Origin of the sequence: Bacteroides uniformis (assembly GCF_025147485.1) — a bacterium.
GTDB classification, from domain to species: Bacteria; Bacteroidota; Bacteroidia; order Bacteroidales; family Bacteroidaceae; genus Bacteroides; species Bacteroides uniformis.
In genome coordinates, this window is record NZ_CP102263.1 from 2,899,080 (window position 1) to 2,915,750 (window position 16,671).

Here is a 16,671-nt window from a genome sequence, read left to right on the forward strand (position 1 = left end):
TTATTGGATTTATATTAATAAAATCTTTTATTAATTATTGCATATTTAATAAATATATCTATATTTGTAGCAGATAAATAAAAGAATACTAAGAAAAACCTAAAACAAATGAGAGCAAATAATCGAAGAGATTTTCTAAAAAAGTCAGTATTAGCTGGAGCTTCACTATTTACAGTCCCCTCATTTTTGAGTGCTATTCCCAATAGTAATATAGAGCTATCTCAAGTACTGGAAAATACTTGGGAAAGTAAGTCTGATACTCTCTTAAATAATGGGTTGAAAATAACTGGAACGTTTTTAGATGAGATTTCGCATGATATTCCTCACCAGAATTGGGGGGTAAGGGAATGGGAACGAGATTTTCAATATATGAAGGGAATGGGGATTGACACTGTTATTTTAATACGTTCAGGTTATAGGAAGTTTATTACTTATCCTTCTGAATATCTGCTCAAGAAAGGTTGCTATATGCCTTCTGTAGATTTGGTGGATATGTTTTTGAATTTGGCTGATAAGTATGATATGATCTTCTATTTTGGTTTGTATGATTCTGGGCGTTATTGGGATACGGGGGAGTTAAGTTGGGAGGTGGAAGATAATAAATATGTTATTGATGAGGTTTGGAAGCGTTATGGGAAACATCATAAAAGTTTTGGTGGTTGGTATATAAGTGGTGAAATTAGCCGGAAAACTAAGGGAGCTATTAATGCATTTTATACTATGGGTAAGCAGTGTAAAGATGTCTCTGGTGGCTTACCTACTTTTATATCTCCTTGGATTGATGGGAAAAAGGCTGTTATGGTAAATGGGGGGCAGTTGACAAAAGCGGATGTGATATCTGTGGAAGAACATGAAAAAGAATGGAACGAAATTTTTGATGGTATCCATGAAGTTATTGATGCTTGTGCCTTTCAGGATGGACATATAGATTATGATGAGTTAGATACGTTCTTTACTATAAATAAAAAATTAGCAGATAAATATGGTATACAGTGCTGGACTAATGCAGAGACATTTGATCGTGATATGCCTATCCGTTTCTTGCCCATTAAGTTTGATAAGCTTCGTATGAAATTGGAAGCAGCTAAACGTGCAGGTTATGATAAAGCTATTACTTTTGAATTCTCTCATTTTATGAGTCCACAATCTGCTTATCTGCAGGCAGGACACTTATATGACAGATATAAAGAATATTTTGGAATCAAATAATATATAATAGGTATGAAGTCAAATATAAATTTTTCTTATTTAATATTTTTGTCTGTCGTGGCAGCTTTGGGAGGCTTTTTGTTTGGGTATGATGCTGCGGTCATCTCAGGAACTATATCTCAAGTAACTGTGAAGTTTGGATTGGATGAAATCCAGATTGGTTGGTTTGTTGGTTGTGCCTTGATCGGTTCTATTATAGGTGTACTGTTTGCTGGTAAGTTGAGCGATATGTGGGGAAGGAAAGTAACAATGTTGATAGCAGCGGTCTTTTTTTCAGTATCAGGTATTGGCTGTGCATTTAGTGACTCTTTGGAACAACTGGTGTTTGCACGTATGTTGGGAGGTATAGGTATTGGAATTGTTTCTGTTGTATCTCCTTTGTACATATCGGAAGTTTCAATAGCTCAGTATCGGGGACGGTTGGTTGCTTTGTATCAATTAGCTATTACTATAGGTTTTTTAGGTGCATATTTGACAAATTTACAATTACTCCATTTGTCTCAGAGTGGACTTGTGCTAAGTGTTGATTGGCTGAACCTGATTTTTGTTTCAGAGGTATGGAGAGGCATGTTGGGCTTTTCTTGTATTCCATCATTACTCTTTTTCTTTATACTCTTCTTTATTCCAGAAAGTCCACGTTGGTTGATATTGAAAGGACGTGATGGTTTAGCAAAGAGTATTCTTCAGAAAATATATCTTGTTCCACAAGATACTACAGAGCAATTGCAAGAAATAAAATCCGTCATTCGGTCAGAAGTTAAATCCGATTGGAGTTTTTTGTTGCAACCAGGAATTCTCAAAGCAGTATTAATAGGGGCGGCCATTGCTATCCTTGGACAGTTTATGGGAGTAAATGCGGTACTTTATTATGGACCTACCATTTTTGAAGAAGCAGGTCTGTCAGGTGGAGATGCTCTGTTTAGTCAAGTGCTGGTAGGTGTAGTTAATGCTGTGACCACAGTTATTGCAGTTTTCATTATAGATAAAGTTGGACGAAAGAAACTTGTGTATTATGGTGTGTCTGGTATGATACTTTCATTATTATTAATTGGATTTTATTTTAGTTTTGCTGAAACGCTCAATTTGCCAAATAACTTCTTGTTGTTTTTCTTTTTGTTTTATGTTTTTTGTTGTGCTATTTCTATTTGTGCAGTCATTTTTGTACTGCTTTCGGAAATGTATCCTATCCGTATTCGTGGGATGGCAATGTCTCTAGCCGGATGTTCCTTATGGGTAGGTACTTATCTTGTAGGACAACTGACACCATGGATGCTTCAGAATCTTACCCCCGCTGGGACATTCTTGTTGTTTGCTGTGATGTGTATACCTTATCTTCTGATTGTCTGGAAATTGATTCCTGAGACTACCGGTAAGTCTTTGGAAGAAATAGAACGCTATTGGATGAAAAAATAATCGACCTTATAAAAATATGAATTATGGACTTTAAACAGTTAGCAGCGCAGTACAAAAATGAACTTTTTGAAAATGTACTTCCTTTCTGGTTGCATCGCTCGCAAGACTTTGAGCAGGGTGGTTATTACACTTGTTTGAATCGTAGAGGTGAAGTATTCGATACGGATAAATTTGTCTGGCTTCAAGGCCGTGAAGTTTGGTTATTTTCCATGCTTTATAATAAAGTGGAAAAGCAGAAAGAGTGGCTGGATTGTGCAGTTCAAGGTGGTGAATTCTTGAAAAAGCATGGTCATGATGGCAATTATAACTGGTATTTTTCTTTGGACCGGAAGGGGGCTCCTTTGGTGGAACCCTATAATATCTTCTCTTATACATTTGCTACGATGGCCTTCGGGCAACTTAGCTTAGCTACAGGTAATCAAGAGTATGCAGATATTGCCAAAAGAACTTTTGATATTGTATTATCAAAGGTGGATAATCCTAAAGGTAAATGGAATAAACTTTATCCAGGAACCCGCAATTTAAAAGGATTTGCCTTGCCTATGATCCTTTGTAATCTGTCTTTAGAAATAGAGCATCTTCTGGATGACAAATTTCTAATGAGTACAATTGATACTTGTATTCATGAAGTAATGGAGGTCTTTTACCGCCCGGAGTTGGGAGGTATTATTGTAGAAAATGTACTTGCTAGTGGGGAACTTTCTGATTCATTTGAAGGACGGCAAGTGACTCCAGGACATGCTATTGAAGCGATGTGGTTTATAATGGATTTAGGTAAACGATTGAATCGTCCAGAATTAATAGAGAAAGCTAAAGATATTACTTTAACAATGGCTGAATATGGTTGGGATAAGGAGTATGGTGGGATTGTCTATTTCATGGATCGTGATAAATGTCCTCCACAGCAACTGGAATGGGATCAGAAATTATGGTGGGTTCATATTGAAACATTGATATCAATGCTAAAGGGATATCAATTGACGGGTGATAAAAATTGTTTGGAGTGGTTTGAGCGAGTGCATGACTATACATGGAGTCATTTCAAAGATACTGAATATCCAGAGTGGTTTGGGTATTTGAATCGTAGAGGTGAAGTTCTATTGCCTTTGAAAGGTGGCAAATGGAAGGGATGTTTTCATGTTCCACGAGGGCTATATCAATGCTGGCAGATTTTAGAACAATTAAAGAGTAATATATAATTTGTATAACTTAATTTCTATAAGACCATGAAAAAAAACACAATCGTTAGACATTGTTTTTCAAGGAAGTATATCTCCTTGTGTATATTCCTATTATTGGGGATAATAGGTGAAAAGGCTTTTGCGTATTCTGTTTGGGAAACATATGCGAATGAAACGGAAGGTATATATTTCTCTCTGCAAGAAAGTATTAAAATAACTGGAGTAGTAAAGGATAACAAAGGGGAACCAATTATTGGTGCCAACATTGTAGAACTGAATAAAAAGGGTAATGGTACTATTACAGATATTGATGGTAAGTTCACATTATCAGTTTCGAAAAATGCAGAAATAAGTATTTCATTTATTGGTTTTGATGAGAAAAAAATAAAGATAGGACAGCAAACTTCTTTCGATATTATATTAGAAGAATCCTCGCAATTTCTAGATGAAGTAGTGGTTGTAGGTATGAATAATAGACAGACTCGGCGCTCAGTGACAGGGGCTATATCTACAATTCAAACGAAAGAATTAAAACAGAGTCCTGTTGCAAATCTTAGTAATGCTTTGGCGGGTAAATTGCCAGGATTGATTACTGTACAGACTTCTGGACAGCCAGGCGAAGATGCGTCTTCTCTATTTATCCGTGGTGTCGGTACATATGGGACATCAAACCCGCTAGTTGTTATAGATGGTTTACCTCGTTCTCAAACAGATTTTAATCAGTTAGATGCTAATGAAATTGAGTCTGTAACAATTTTGAAGGATGCGTCTTCATCCTCTCTTTATGGTATACAAGGTGCTAATGGAGTTATTGTTGTGACTACTAAACGAGGAGTTGATCGTGAAAAACCGCTTATTTCTTTTACTGTTCAACAAGCGGTTCAGCAACCTATTCGTCTGCCCGAAACAATGAGTTCTTATGAGCAAGCTCTTTATTATAGAGATATGGATATGAATGATGGACAGACTGAACGCTATACGCCGGAAGTATTGGATATTATTAAAAATGGTTCAGATCCTTACTTATATCCTAACGTTAACTGGTTTGATGAAATTTTGAAGAAGAACTCTATGCAGAGCCAATATAATATCAATATATCAGGAAGTGCATTGGGAAAACTGCGATATTTTATTTCCGGAAGCTATGTAAATCAAGGGACTCTTTTGAAACATCAGGATATTTTTGAAAAGAATTATGGTGTAAAAAGTAAGTTTGATAGATATAATTTTCGTTCCAATGTTGATTTGGACGCAACTTCAATGCTGAATATACGTATTGATTTGGCCGGACGACTGGAAACTCGTGTTGGACCTGGTAGTGATTTTTCTAATGTGTTTAGTGTTATTACAACGCGTTCTCCGTCTTCTCAACCGGTATTTAATCCGGATGGAACATTGGGAGCTGGTAGCGCCCTTGAAATTCCTTTTCAGCAGAACCCTTATGGCATTGTTACTCAGAGTGGTTATTACACCAGGCATACAAATGTGATGTCAGGAACATTGTCGGCAAAACATAAATTAGATTTTATAACCAAAGGATTGAGTGCTCAGGTTTATTTTAGCTTTGAAAGCAATAACTATCAGCATACGACAAGATTACAATCATTTGATTCATTTTGGTATAAAGGCAAGGATGCTACTGGTGAAGCTATTTATCAACCACATAGTGTAAAATCTCGCTTATCGACTACTGACAGCCGTTGGGTGGAGCGTTATACTTATCTGGATGTACGTCTTAATTATGATAGAACTTTTGCGGAGAAACATCAAATTAGCGCACAACTTTTAGGAAATAGAACCTTACGTTCGCAAAATGCCGAACTCCCATATGCTTATCAAGGAATCAGTAGCCGTATTGCTTACAATTTTGATACTCGTTATTATTTAGAAGCCAATATTGGTTATAACGGTTCAGAAAATTTCCCTCCTAAAAAGCGTTATGGTTTTTTTCCTTCATTTTCTGCAGGATGGGTGTTGAGTGATGAAAAATTTATATCTTTACCATCATGGATCCAACTAATTAAATTAAGAGGATCTTATGGAACTGTGGGTAATGATAAAATTGGTGGACAACGTTGGCTGTATATTACGGAATTTACTCCTGGTGGAACTGCTATGGGAACCTATCAATTTGGAGTGTCTCCACAATCAGTAGCTGGATATAATGAGAGTAGAGTTGGTAATAAATTTGTTACTTGGGAGAAATCAGCGAAAGGTAACGTAGGCTTTGATTTGTCCTTATTTAAGGATAATGCTGTGCAGTTTACTTTTGATTACTTCTGGGAAAAAAGAAATAATATTTTGACTACTCCTGGAGATGTTCCTGATTATGTTGGTATAACTAATGTTGCTCCTAGGAATTCTGGTAAAGTAGAGAATAAAGGTATTGAGGCAGAGCTTCGTTTTAATAAGCGTATAAATAAAGATTTGTCAATTTTCGCTAATTTGCAAATGACTTATGCGCGTAATAAAGTTCTTGAGAATGATGAACCGATACCAGCTTTTGATTATCAAGATCTGAGAGGTTATGAAATTGGTTATGTACTTGGATATAAATCGGCGGGACTTTTTCAAGATGAAGAGGATATCAGAAATAGTCCAACACAAAGTTTTGGTACAGTAGTTCCTGGAGATATTAAGTATGTAGACACAAATAAAGATGGAGTTATTGATGCGTTTGATAGAGTACCTATTAAAGTGAATAATGTGCCTCGTAGTATGAGTGGACTATCATTAGGAGTGACCTATAAGAATTTTGATTTTAGTATGCTGATGAATGCATCGACAGGTGGAACTGCTTATTTATATACATATCCAAGTAGCAAAATCAATTTGGAGAGATGGACTGCTGAAAATAAGAATGCACGTATACCTGCTGCACATTCAACAACGAATAATACTGTTGTAACAGATCATTTTGTACAAAATACTGATTATATAAAATTAAGAAATGTAGAAATTGGATATACATTGCCTAAAAAGTTTTTGAGTTCATTGCGGATTTCTACAGCACGTATCTATTTGAATGGACAAAATTTGGCGGTTTGGGATAAGATGTGGTTGAAGGATCGCGATCCGGAGTCTGCAGGTGGTGCTGCATTGGCATATCCTTTACAGCGTGTATTTAATATCGGAATACACGTAGAGTTATAATTACTAATTATTATAATTAAAATAAAGTATAATTATGAAACTTATTAATTTTATTATAAAAAGCATGTGCGGATTTTCTATTTTAATTTCATTTGCTTCATGTGATGATTTTCTTGATAGAGATCCTAGTGACCGTATTACTGAGGAGGAAGTTTTTCAGAAAATACAAACTGCTGAAGAATACTTAAACAATGCTTATACATTTTTACCGGACTTCCAAACTTGTACAGAAGATTTGGGAGGACGCTATAAGTTAGGAGGCGGTACAGATGAAATCGGATATCAACAGACTGCTGGCGTTACGCAAACCCCCTATGATTTTAACAATGGGAACTGGAATGCGGCTCAATTTCCTATGCAACGTTCTTGGACTGATTTTTATGCTTGTATCAGACGTGCTAATGTTTTTATGAGTAATTATGATTTGATTCCTGATGAAGTTTCTACCGGCGGTACAAGTAACAGAAAGCAACGTTTGTTAGGAGAAGCTTATGGCCTGAGGGCATTTTACTATTTTCAGCTGTTTACCATGTGGGGTGGTGTACCTATAGTTGATAAACCTATTGATTTAGGAGAAACTACTGGTACGACTTTGACACGAGCTTCTGCTAGTGAAATAGTGGATTTTATTCTTCAAGATCTTGAAACGGCTGCTAGTATGTTACCGGCGAATCATGATGAAAGCCAATTGGGACGTTTTACTCAAACGATAGCAAAAGCTTTGGCTTCAAGGCTGACATTATATTATGCAAGTCAGTATTGGAATCCAGAAAATGACATTACAAAATGGCAAACGGCTGCAAGTACTGCAAAAGCTGCTATTGATTATGCTGAACAAAATGGTTATCGTTTGGCTGATAATTACGCTGATATTTTTTCTGCAACGGTTAATCCGGAAGTCATTTGGTGCAAAAACTCTGGTGGAAGTGAATGTGTTTGGTGGAATTGGTATGGTTTTCCTTTAGGATATGGAGGATGGTATGTAGATGGCCCTTTGCAGGAAATGGTAGATTCTTATGAGATGGCTGCAACAGGCGAGATCCCAGTATTAGGTTATGATGAGAATGATAACCAGATTATTAATCTGAAATCTGGATATGATCCAGTACATCCATTTGAAGGTAGAGATCCACGTTTTTATGTAAGTATCCTCTATCATGGGGCTCAATGGCAGGGAAGAGCGGTTGATGTATCTCCAACTGGACTAGATAATATTAATATAGGTGGTGTACCACGAGTTAATTATTTTACAAGAAAGTATTTATGGGAGCAACATAATTTGACGACTGGATCGGGGAATTCGTATCGAAGATTTGCAATTATTCGATTGGCAGAGCTTTATCTTAATTATGCGGAAGCACTGAATGAAGCAGAAGGCCCAACAGCAGAAGTCTATAATGCAGTTAATAAGATTCGTAGACGTGCTCAATTACTTGATTTACCGGCAAATCTGACTAAAGATGAGATGAGGAATAAGATCAGACAAGAAAGGCGTGTGGAACTGGCATTTGAAAATCACAGATTTTGGGATGTTAGACGTTGGAAAATTGCAGAAATAGTTGATAATAAAAAGGTGCATAAGATAACGGTAAATGCAGATGGAACATATAGTTATCCAGTATTTCAAAACCGTGTATTTGATAAGGCTAAACATTATTTATTTCCTATTCCTCAGTCTGAAATAGATAAAAATCGTAACTTAGTTCAGAATCCAGGATGGAATTAACAGAGATTGAATATTAGATTATAAGATAAAAATGACTTTATTTTGAAATAGATAATTATGAGAAAGAATTTTATATTTAAAATGAGTGTAGTATTCGTGATGGGTATTATGGCATTAGGTCAAGTATCATGTTCATCAAAGACTGAAACAAATGTAGATAAAGAAGGGGAGGCTTCTTCTGAGTCTCAAGGCGATGTGTTTTTTCAAACAAGAGGGATTATTCTTTCATGGGATGACGTCAAGAAACCAGAAGTTCTGGATTGGTTAAAACTTTCAGAAAATGCAGGTATTACTACTCTTAGTGTTTTTGGTGCTGACATATATTCTGCTGAATACCAGGAGTTCGTCTCAAAATGTCGTGAAAAGTCTATTGATATTGAATACCAAGAACATATGATGGCGACTTTGTTGCCAAGAGACTTGTTCAAGGAGCATCCAGCATATTTCCGTATGGATGAGAACGGTCAACGTACAGCAGATTTTAATTGTTGTCCTTCATCGGAAGAGGCTTTGAGTATAATAGCGGCTAATGCAAAAGTTGCCGCCCAAAAATGTACTTCTAGTAATAATAAATATTATTACTGGTTAGATGATGGCGGAAAGAGATGCCATTGCAAATTATGTGATAAATACAATGATAGTGATCAAGCTTTGTTGATAGAGAATCAGATAATAAGGGCTTTGAAAGAAGTTAATCCACAAGCAAAGTTGGCACATCTTGCTTATCAAGGTACTATTCCTGCACCGGAAATTGTAAAACCAGAGAATGATATTTTTTTGGAATTTGCTCCTTTTAATCGTCGTTGGGATAAGCCTTTGAGAGAACGTGATGCTATTCGGGATGGAATGACAATTACTCATGGTGAATATATTGATGCATTAGAGGCTAATTTAAAAGTCTTCCCTAAAGAAACGGCACAAGTTTTGGAATATTGGATGGATGTGTCTTTATTTAGTGACTGGAAAAAGCCAGCGGTACAATTACCTTGGAATAAAAATGTATTTCTTTCGGATATCAACACATATGCACATTATGGTATTCGTAATATTATTGCATATGCAGTTTATGTCGATGCTATATACTATGAAACCTATAAGAATGTCAATTTTGTACAAGAGTATGGTGATGGTCTGAAGAATTATCGTTTACCGGAATAAGATAAATGAATAGAATTACGAGTAGCAATGTATGCTACTTGTAATTCTACAATAAATAAGAAGCATAAAAAGAACTATGAGAAAGTTTTCTGTATTTTTAGGAATAATTTTATTTGTTCAGATCCTGTATAGTTGTACTTCTCCAATTATTCCTTATTCCATAGACGCGAAGAAAGAAGACCCTCCGCTAGAGACTCTGATCAATTGGGAGGGATGGTATACCATTAAGGCTATAAAACCATTTTTCGCTCCTTGGGATTATTTGGAGGATGAGACGGTATTTAGGTGTTTCTTTTCTTCACAATATTTTTATTTTAGTTTTAATGTAGCAGATGCCACTCCAATCATGTGTCGTGAGTTTGTTCAAGAGTCTGATGTTGAAGCTGAGGATCGTGTGGAAATCTTTTTTTCGGCTTCAAAAGATATGGGACAATATTATTGTATGGAGATAGATCCTAGCGGGCATGTTATGGATTATTCAGCTAGCTATTATAGAAAATTTGATTATGAATGGAATTTTAAGAGTCTGGAAATATGTTCCATAAAAGATGAAAAAGGGTATATCGTTGCAGGCAGACTGTCTGTTTCAGAACTTTTGGAATTGGGAATTGATTTAGAAGAGTTTTATATGGGAGTTTTCAGAGCAGATTTTACAACGCCTAATACGGTTATTTGGTATTCATCTGTGAGTATAAATGAGCCTAAACCAGATTTTCATAAACCCAATATCTTATTTCCTTGTATGAAAAAATAGTTATATCTTAAAAACTGATCGCTATGTATAGAAATACTTTTTTATCTGTTATGTTTCTTGCGTGTTGTTTTAATGGTAGTCTTTGTGCACAAAGTGATGCACAAATTTATGAAAGGACTTGTGATGCAAAGACTTATCCTTTTTCAGACCCATCTCCAGTTGCGACACCTAATAATTCTTATTATCCTTATTTCCGCTTTGATGGTTTTTCTATGCAAGCGCAGGAGAAGCAGTGGAAAATGGTTGTTTTGGAAAATGATTATGTGAAACTAACTGTAACTCCAGAAATCGGAGGGAAAATTTGGGGAGCCATAGACAAAGTTAATAATAAAGAATTTGTTTACACTAATGGAGTCGTGAAATTTCGTGATGTGGCAATGAGAGGACCCTGGACATCGGGAGGTATAGAATTTAATTTTGGTATTATTGGTCATGCTCCTACATGTAGTACTCCTATAGATTATCTTACAAAAAAGAATGTGGATGGTAGTGTTAGTTGTCATATATTTTCTTATGAGTGGATTACGCGTACAGTCTGGAATGTCGAAATTAATTTACCTAAGGACAAGGCTTATTTCACAACGCACACAACTTGGTTTAATCAGTCTTCTATTGATCAACCTTATTACCAATGGATGAATGCTGGTTATGCTACTAAAACTGGAACAAGATTTTATTATCCAGGTACTTATAGTATAGGACATTCGGGAGATTTGCATCCTTATCCGATTGATGAGGAGGGGCGAGATGTCTCGTGGTATGATAATAATAATTTTGGTGCTTCTAAATCTTTACATATAATAGGTGATTATAATGATTATTTTGGGATTTATTGGCATAATGAAAAACATGGTTCAGCTCATTACTCCAATTATGATGAGAAATTGGGGATGAAATTTTATCTTTGGAGTTTTTCACGTGAAGGGGCCATCTGGGAAGAACTATTGACTGATGATAGTGGGCAATATGCGGAACTACAATCTGGTAGAATGTATAATCAGCCAAGTGTGACCAGCGGTTTTACACCATTTAATCATAATGAGTTTGCTGCACAGATGACAGACCAATGGACTGAATATTGGTTTCCTATAGCCGAGATCGGTGGTCTTTCTCAAGCAAGTCCGCTAGGCGCTATATATGTAGAGCACTCTGAAAAAAATATTGAAGTTCATTTATCTGCTCTGAAAGATATTTGTACCGATATGGAAATTTACAATGACAGGCAATTATTGATGAAGATGCCTATAAAAGCTAAAATATTAACTCCTGAGTATTTTAATATACCTTTGCCTTTTGATATTCCGGAAGGAAAGCTCAGAATTATAATAGGGAATAAGGAATTGGTTTATTCAGAGATAAAAAATGATTATGAACTGAACCGTCCGAAAGAACTACCAGCTGATTTTGACTGGAATTCTACATATGGGCTTTATATGCAGGGTAAAGACTGGCTAAATCAGAAAATGTATGGAAATGCGGAAAAATATTTGAAAGCAGCTCTAGAGAAAGATGTATATTTTATTCCGGCATTGGTAAGCTTATCTTCATTGTATTATAAGAAAGGGATGTATCTTGATGCTTGTGAATTGGTAAAACGAGTGTTGAGTTTAGATACTTATCATGGAGAGGCCAACTATTTGTATGGATTATGTAGTCGTGCTATGGGAAATCTGGCAGATGCCAAAGATGGCTTTTCCGTGGCAACATTTTCTCCAGGTTTTCGTACGGCTGCTTATGAGCAGTTGGGTGAACTTTATATGAGAGAGGAAAATTGGGAAAAAGCTGAGCAATATGCATTAAAAAGTTTGGAGTATAATCAAATGAACTTATATGCGAAGCAGTTGCTGATTGTCCTTTACAGAAAAAGTAATCATGCGGAAAAAGCGTTGAGTGAAATAGAAAAAATGACAGAACAGTTGCCATTGCTACATTGGGTTCGATTTGAAGAGTATTTATTGGAAGCCTCGACTGCTGAAGAATTCAGTTCTCTTATTTGTAATGAGCTCTCTTTCGAGACTTATATGGAAATGGCTGTATGGTATGAGTCTATTGGCTGTCTGGATGAAGCTATTACACTTCTATCATTTGTAGATACTTATCCAATAGCTTTGTATCAGAAGGCCTATATATATCATTTGAAAGGGGATGAAAAGGGGGCAATGGTATTTTTGGATGAGGCTAATAAGAAGTCTCCTAAAATGGTGTTTCCTTTTCGTGCCCATACATTGAAAGTTTTGGAATGGGCAGCAGGTTTGTCTGATAATTGGAAAATAAGTTATTATCGTGGGCTGATTCAATGGAGTGTTGGCAATACATGTTGTGCTTTAAATTTATTGAATAGTTGCAAAGATGTTCCTGATTATGCTGCTTTTTATTTAAGTCGTGCTGAGTTGCGAAAGGATAAGTCTGGTTTGCCCGATTTGCTCATGGCTCAAAAACTTGATCAATCATGGAGAACACAGTACTATTTATTAAATTATTATGTTGATCATGAGCAATGGGCAGAGGCTGTAAAAGTGGGAAGGAATGCTTATAAGAGATATCCAGATAACTATTATATTGGATTAAAATATGCAATGGCTCTTTGTGAGAGTGGACAGTATATGGCTAGTCTCAATTGTCTGAAGAAGTTACAGGTACTTCCTTATGAGGGATCGTATATTGGACGTGATATTTATCGCAGGGCTTGTCTGTATCAAGCTATGAAAGAATGGGAAGATGGTAGGTATGCCAAAATGTTAACAATGATAGAGAAAACACAAGAATGGCCGGAGAACTTGGGGGTAGGAAAGCCTGATGAGGAGTTGATAGATACTCGCTTGGAAGACTATATGGCAGCTATTGCGTATGTAGAACAAGGGCAAAGTATGCAAGCAGATAAATTGTTCTCTCAAATTGCAAGTAGCAATATGTCTGAAGCTTATTTTGACTCAAATAACCTTTTGGTTGTGCTGGCATTGCGTAACTTAGGAAAAGTTGACATGGCAGATAGTCTTGTGAATGAATGGAAAGTTAAACATGTACATAATGAAATAGCTCAGTGGTGTATATTGGTTTATAATAATGAAAAGAAAAAGGCAACAGAGATACTTAATAAGTATGAAGAAACGGAAGAAATTGCTCCATGGAATGTTGGTTATAGGGATTATAACTTTAAATTGATAAGAAAATTGAGTCGTATATTGAAAAAATAAAATTCTAACCTTGTTTATTATATAATAAGAATGCAATGTGTATTTTCGTAACTATATGTTTTTTGCTCTTTTTCTGGCTTATACCTATTTCTTTATATGCAGATAATGAGATTCATCTGACATTGATACCTCCTGCTATTGTAACGAATCAAGTTGATCTTGATATTCGTGGAGGAGTTGTAAATAAGAGCAGTCAAGAGCAAATGTATATTGTTTCATTGTATTGGAATAAAGAAGATGATGAACATCTGATATGTCGTTCTACTTTCAAACTTTTGCCCGGTCAGTCAAAGACTGTTTGTTCTATTGTAGATACAGAAAAGAGGATAGGCCAAAATCGAGTAATCTTTAAGGTTAAAAGTCAAAATAAGCTATATAGGAAAGTTAAGGATATTGAAATTTGTAAGTCCGATATTCGTTCTACTCAGAGACTTTCTGGTGCTTGGACTGGCATCTATCACTGGAGTGAGACTGAGGGAAAATATTGGAACAAAAAACTTCAGGAAATGACGGATAGCCATTGGGGCGAGATGGTGAGAGCCATGGATAAGTTGAATATGAATATTATCGTTATTCAGGAGGTTTTTCGCAATGAAGAATATGCAGGCAAACATTCTGTAAATGTCACAAATTATACTGGTAAAGCCTTTTATCCTTCAAATCTGTATCCGGGACGGATGGATATCAAGGCTGATGATCCTATTGAGGCTATATTGACAGAGGCAGATAGGAGAAATATGAATGTATTTCTAGGAATTGGCATGTTTGCTTGGTTTGATTTTACTACTGAATCTCTAGAATGGCATAAACGAGTGGCTAAAGAGCTTTGGGAAAAGTATGGACATCACGAGTCCTTTTATGGGTTTTATATTTCGGAAGAGAGTGGAGGAGGGCTAGATAATTGGGAAAAGAGTCCGTTGATGAGAAAGAAGAGGAAGGAGGATATTGTAACCTTCTTTAAAGAGTTTAAGGCCTACTGTAATACTTTTGCACCAGGGAAACCTATGATGCTGGCTACCAATAGTTTTGATATTCCTAATGGAATGGATACTTATCCGGACTTATTGAAGCATCTGGATATATTATGTCCATTTGGATTTGCTAGAATGCCTAAAGAAGATTTAAAAGGACTTGAAGCTGCAAATTTATTACAAAAAGTATGTGATGAAGCGAAAGCTCATTTATGGTTTGATTTGGAGGCTTTTTTATTCAACCAGGATAATTCATTATATCCTCGGCCTATAGATGGAATCATTCAAGACTTAAATCAATTTGAGAATTTTGAGACTATTTTGTGTTATCAGTTTCCTGGTGTATTTAATGATCCGGAAATGTCTGTCTGTATAGGTGAAAAAGAGACAATTGATTTGTTTAACGGATACTTGGACTATTTGAACGAACAAAAAAAAGAAGGTAAAGACAAGATTGTTTCCGAAGTAAAGCCAATTACCGGTACATGGATAAATCTAGCTTATCAGGATGTACGTAATAAATATACCAATCTGCAATATTTTGACAATACTGACCCTGGAATGTGGGAACAGAAGGTGAAGGAATTATCAGATATGGGGATGGAATATTTAGTTTTTATGGCAGTAGCTAATGAAGGGGAAGCCTATTATCCTTCAAAACTAATGCCGTGGGCGTATTCTGAGAATAGAAAAAGCCCGGTGGATGCCATTATGGATGCGGCAGCTCGACTAGGCATGAAGGTTTTTATGAGTATTGGCTGGGCTAAAGACCAGGATGATAATTTACGCGATCCGGTGATTCAGCAAAGGCAATTGGATATGATGAAGGAGTTGGCGTCCATATATAGGACACATAAAGCGCTTTATGGATGGTATTTACCGGTTGAGGATTGCTTGTGTCCTATACTTTCTGAGCATGCTGTGAATGCGGTCAATGCTTTGGCAGAGCAGGCGCGTAGATTGACTCCGAATAAGAAAATTCTGATTTCTCCTTATGGCATGGTCGATTCTGATTTTGATGATCCGGAATATGAAAGGCGGTTGTCTAGGCTAAAGGTAGATGTCATAACCTATCAAGATGAAGTGGGATGTGTGAGGGAAAAGTTTCCTTTGGTCCGCTTGAAGGAAAACTGGCAAAAGCTGCGGACTATTCATGATAAACTGAATATTGCCTTATGGGCGAACTGTGAAACGTTTACGTGGGAAGATGAGCTTAACGACCGCACTTCTGCTTTGATTCCGGCTGCCTATTCACGCTTACTTTCTCAGCAAGCAGCAGCATCGGCAGCGGGAGTGGAGAATATTGTTTCTTTCATGTTTTGTGGCATCATTGAGAATCCGATGTCATCTTTTCAGTTAGGACAACCTATTTGGTCCAATTGTACTTTTCAGAACTATATGGATTGGAAGCGGGGTACGAGATATTGGAAATTGCTTGAAGCTTCTTTCCTTGATAAATTGGCTAATGGTGCGACACCTGAGATGATAAGGGACGAAAAGACTCCATCGGCATTATTGGATGGCTTGATTGCTGAGGAAAACACCGGAGACAGTTGTTGGATAATCTTTAATAAGGGATATCATGAGCTGCAGGTTGATTTGCAAAAGGAAATGGAGCTCCATGACGTTTTACTGCGTATGTTAAATTATAGGCCGGGAGGTATTAGACTGCCCTCGAAAGTCTATTTATATGCTTCACTAGATGGAGACTCGTATCGTTTATTATCTATTAAAGACACTCCTTCCTTCCAGAATGCCAAGCATGATGCCTGGATTGACGGAGTCTTGTTTGAAGGTATAGATGTCAATACCCGCTATCTCAAAGTTGCTTTTGAGGCAGATACGCCGGTGTATATGGATGAATTATTTGTTAATCCAGTAATCAGATAATAGGAAAGCCTCCCGATATTTT

The 16,671-nt window shown here is 36.4% G+C and carries 9 protein-coding genes; all 9 read left to right on the plus strand.

What is annotated here, in order from left to right:
- Positions 1 to 108 precede the first annotated feature (108 nt).
- Positions 109 to 1,209, plus strand: coding sequence for a DUF4434 domain-containing protein (locus tag NQ510_RS11405; protein ID WP_005827916.1), 1,101 nt, complete (start codon positions 109 to 111; stop codon positions 1,207 to 1,209).
- Between the two features lie 12 nt (positions 1,210 to 1,221).
- Complete coding sequence (locus NQ510_RS11410) at positions 1,222 to 2,622, plus strand: sugar porter family MFS transporter (protein ID WP_005827917.1); 1,401 nt, start codon at positions 1,222 to 1,224, stop codon at positions 2,620 to 2,622.
- Between the two features lie 23 nt (positions 2,623 to 2,645).
- A complete protein-coding gene (locus NQ510_RS11415; RefSeq protein ID WP_005827920.1) occupies positions 2,646 to 3,821 on the plus strand; it encodes an AGE family epimerase/isomerase in 1,176 nt (391 codons plus the stop codon).
- Positions 3,822 to 3,848: 27 nt separating this feature from the next.
- Complete coding sequence (locus NQ510_RS11420; protein ID WP_005827922.1) at positions 3,849 to 6,956, plus strand: SusC/RagA family TonB-linked outer membrane protein; 3,108 nt, start codon at positions 3,849 to 3,851, stop codon at positions 6,954 to 6,956.
- 34 nt (positions 6,957 to 6,990) lie between these two features.
- Entirely contained in the window at positions 6,991 to 8,682 is a 1,692-nt protein-coding gene (locus NQ510_RS11425) for a RagB/SusD family nutrient uptake outer membrane protein (protein WP_005827924.1), read from the plus strand.
- Positions 8,683 to 8,739: 57 nt separating this feature from the next.
- Positions 8,740 to 9,840: a DUF4838 domain-containing protein gene (locus NQ510_RS11430; RefSeq protein ID WP_005827926.1), complete on the plus strand. Its 1,101-nt coding sequence runs from the start codon at positions 8,740 to 8,742 to the stop codon at positions 9,838 to 9,840.
- 76 nt (positions 9,841 to 9,916) lie between these two features.
- On the plus strand, positions 9,917 to 10,594 hold the full coding sequence (locus tag NQ510_RS11435) for a DOMON domain-containing protein (RefSeq protein ID WP_005827928.1): 678 nt from the start codon (positions 9,917 to 9,919) through the stop codon (positions 10,592 to 10,594).
- Between the two features lie 23 nt (positions 10,595 to 10,617).
- Entirely contained in the window at positions 10,618 to 13,788 is a 3,171-nt protein-coding gene (locus tag NQ510_RS11440) for a DUF5107 domain-containing protein (RefSeq protein ID WP_080545837.1), read from the plus strand.
- A 35-nt stretch (positions 13,789 to 13,823) separates the two neighbouring features.
- Complete coding sequence (locus NQ510_RS18845; RefSeq protein WP_005827931.1) at positions 13,824 to 16,649, plus strand: DUF4434 domain-containing protein; 2,826 nt, start codon at positions 13,824 to 13,826, stop codon at positions 16,647 to 16,649.
- Positions 16,650 to 16,671 lie beyond the last annotated feature (22 nt).

Coding starts and splice junctions, on each gene's coding strand:
- NQ510_RS11405 (WP_005827916.1), top strand. CDS start 109: ATGAGAGCAAATAATCGAAGAGATTTTCTAAAAAAGTCAGTATTAGCT.
- NQ510_RS11410 (WP_005827917.1), top strand. CDS start 1,222: ATGAAGTCAAATATAAATTTTTCTTATTTAATATTTTTGTCTGTCGTG.
- NQ510_RS11415 (WP_005827920.1), top strand. CDS start 2,646: ATGGACTTTAAACAGTTAGCAGCGCAGTACAAAAATGAACTTTTTGAA.
- NQ510_RS11420 (WP_005827922.1), top strand. CDS start 3,849: ATGAAAAAAAACACAATCGTTAGACATTGTTTTTCAAGGAAGTATATC.
- NQ510_RS11425 (WP_005827924.1), top strand. CDS start 6,991: ATGAAACTTATTAATTTTATTATAAAAAGCATGTGCGGATTTTCTATT.
- NQ510_RS11430 (WP_005827926.1), top strand. CDS start 8,740: ATGAGAAAGAATTTTATATTTAAAATGAGTGTAGTATTCGTGATGGGT.
- NQ510_RS11435 (WP_005827928.1), top strand. CDS start 9,917: ATGAGAAAGTTTTCTGTATTTTTAGGAATAATTTTATTTGTTCAGATC.
- NQ510_RS11440 (WP_080545837.1), top strand. CDS start 10,618: ATGTATAGAAATACTTTTTTATCTGTTATGTTTCTTGCGTGTTGTTTT.
- NQ510_RS18845 (WP_005827931.1), top strand. CDS start 13,824: ATGTGTATTTTCGTAACTATATGTTTTTTGCTCTTTTTCTGGCTTATA.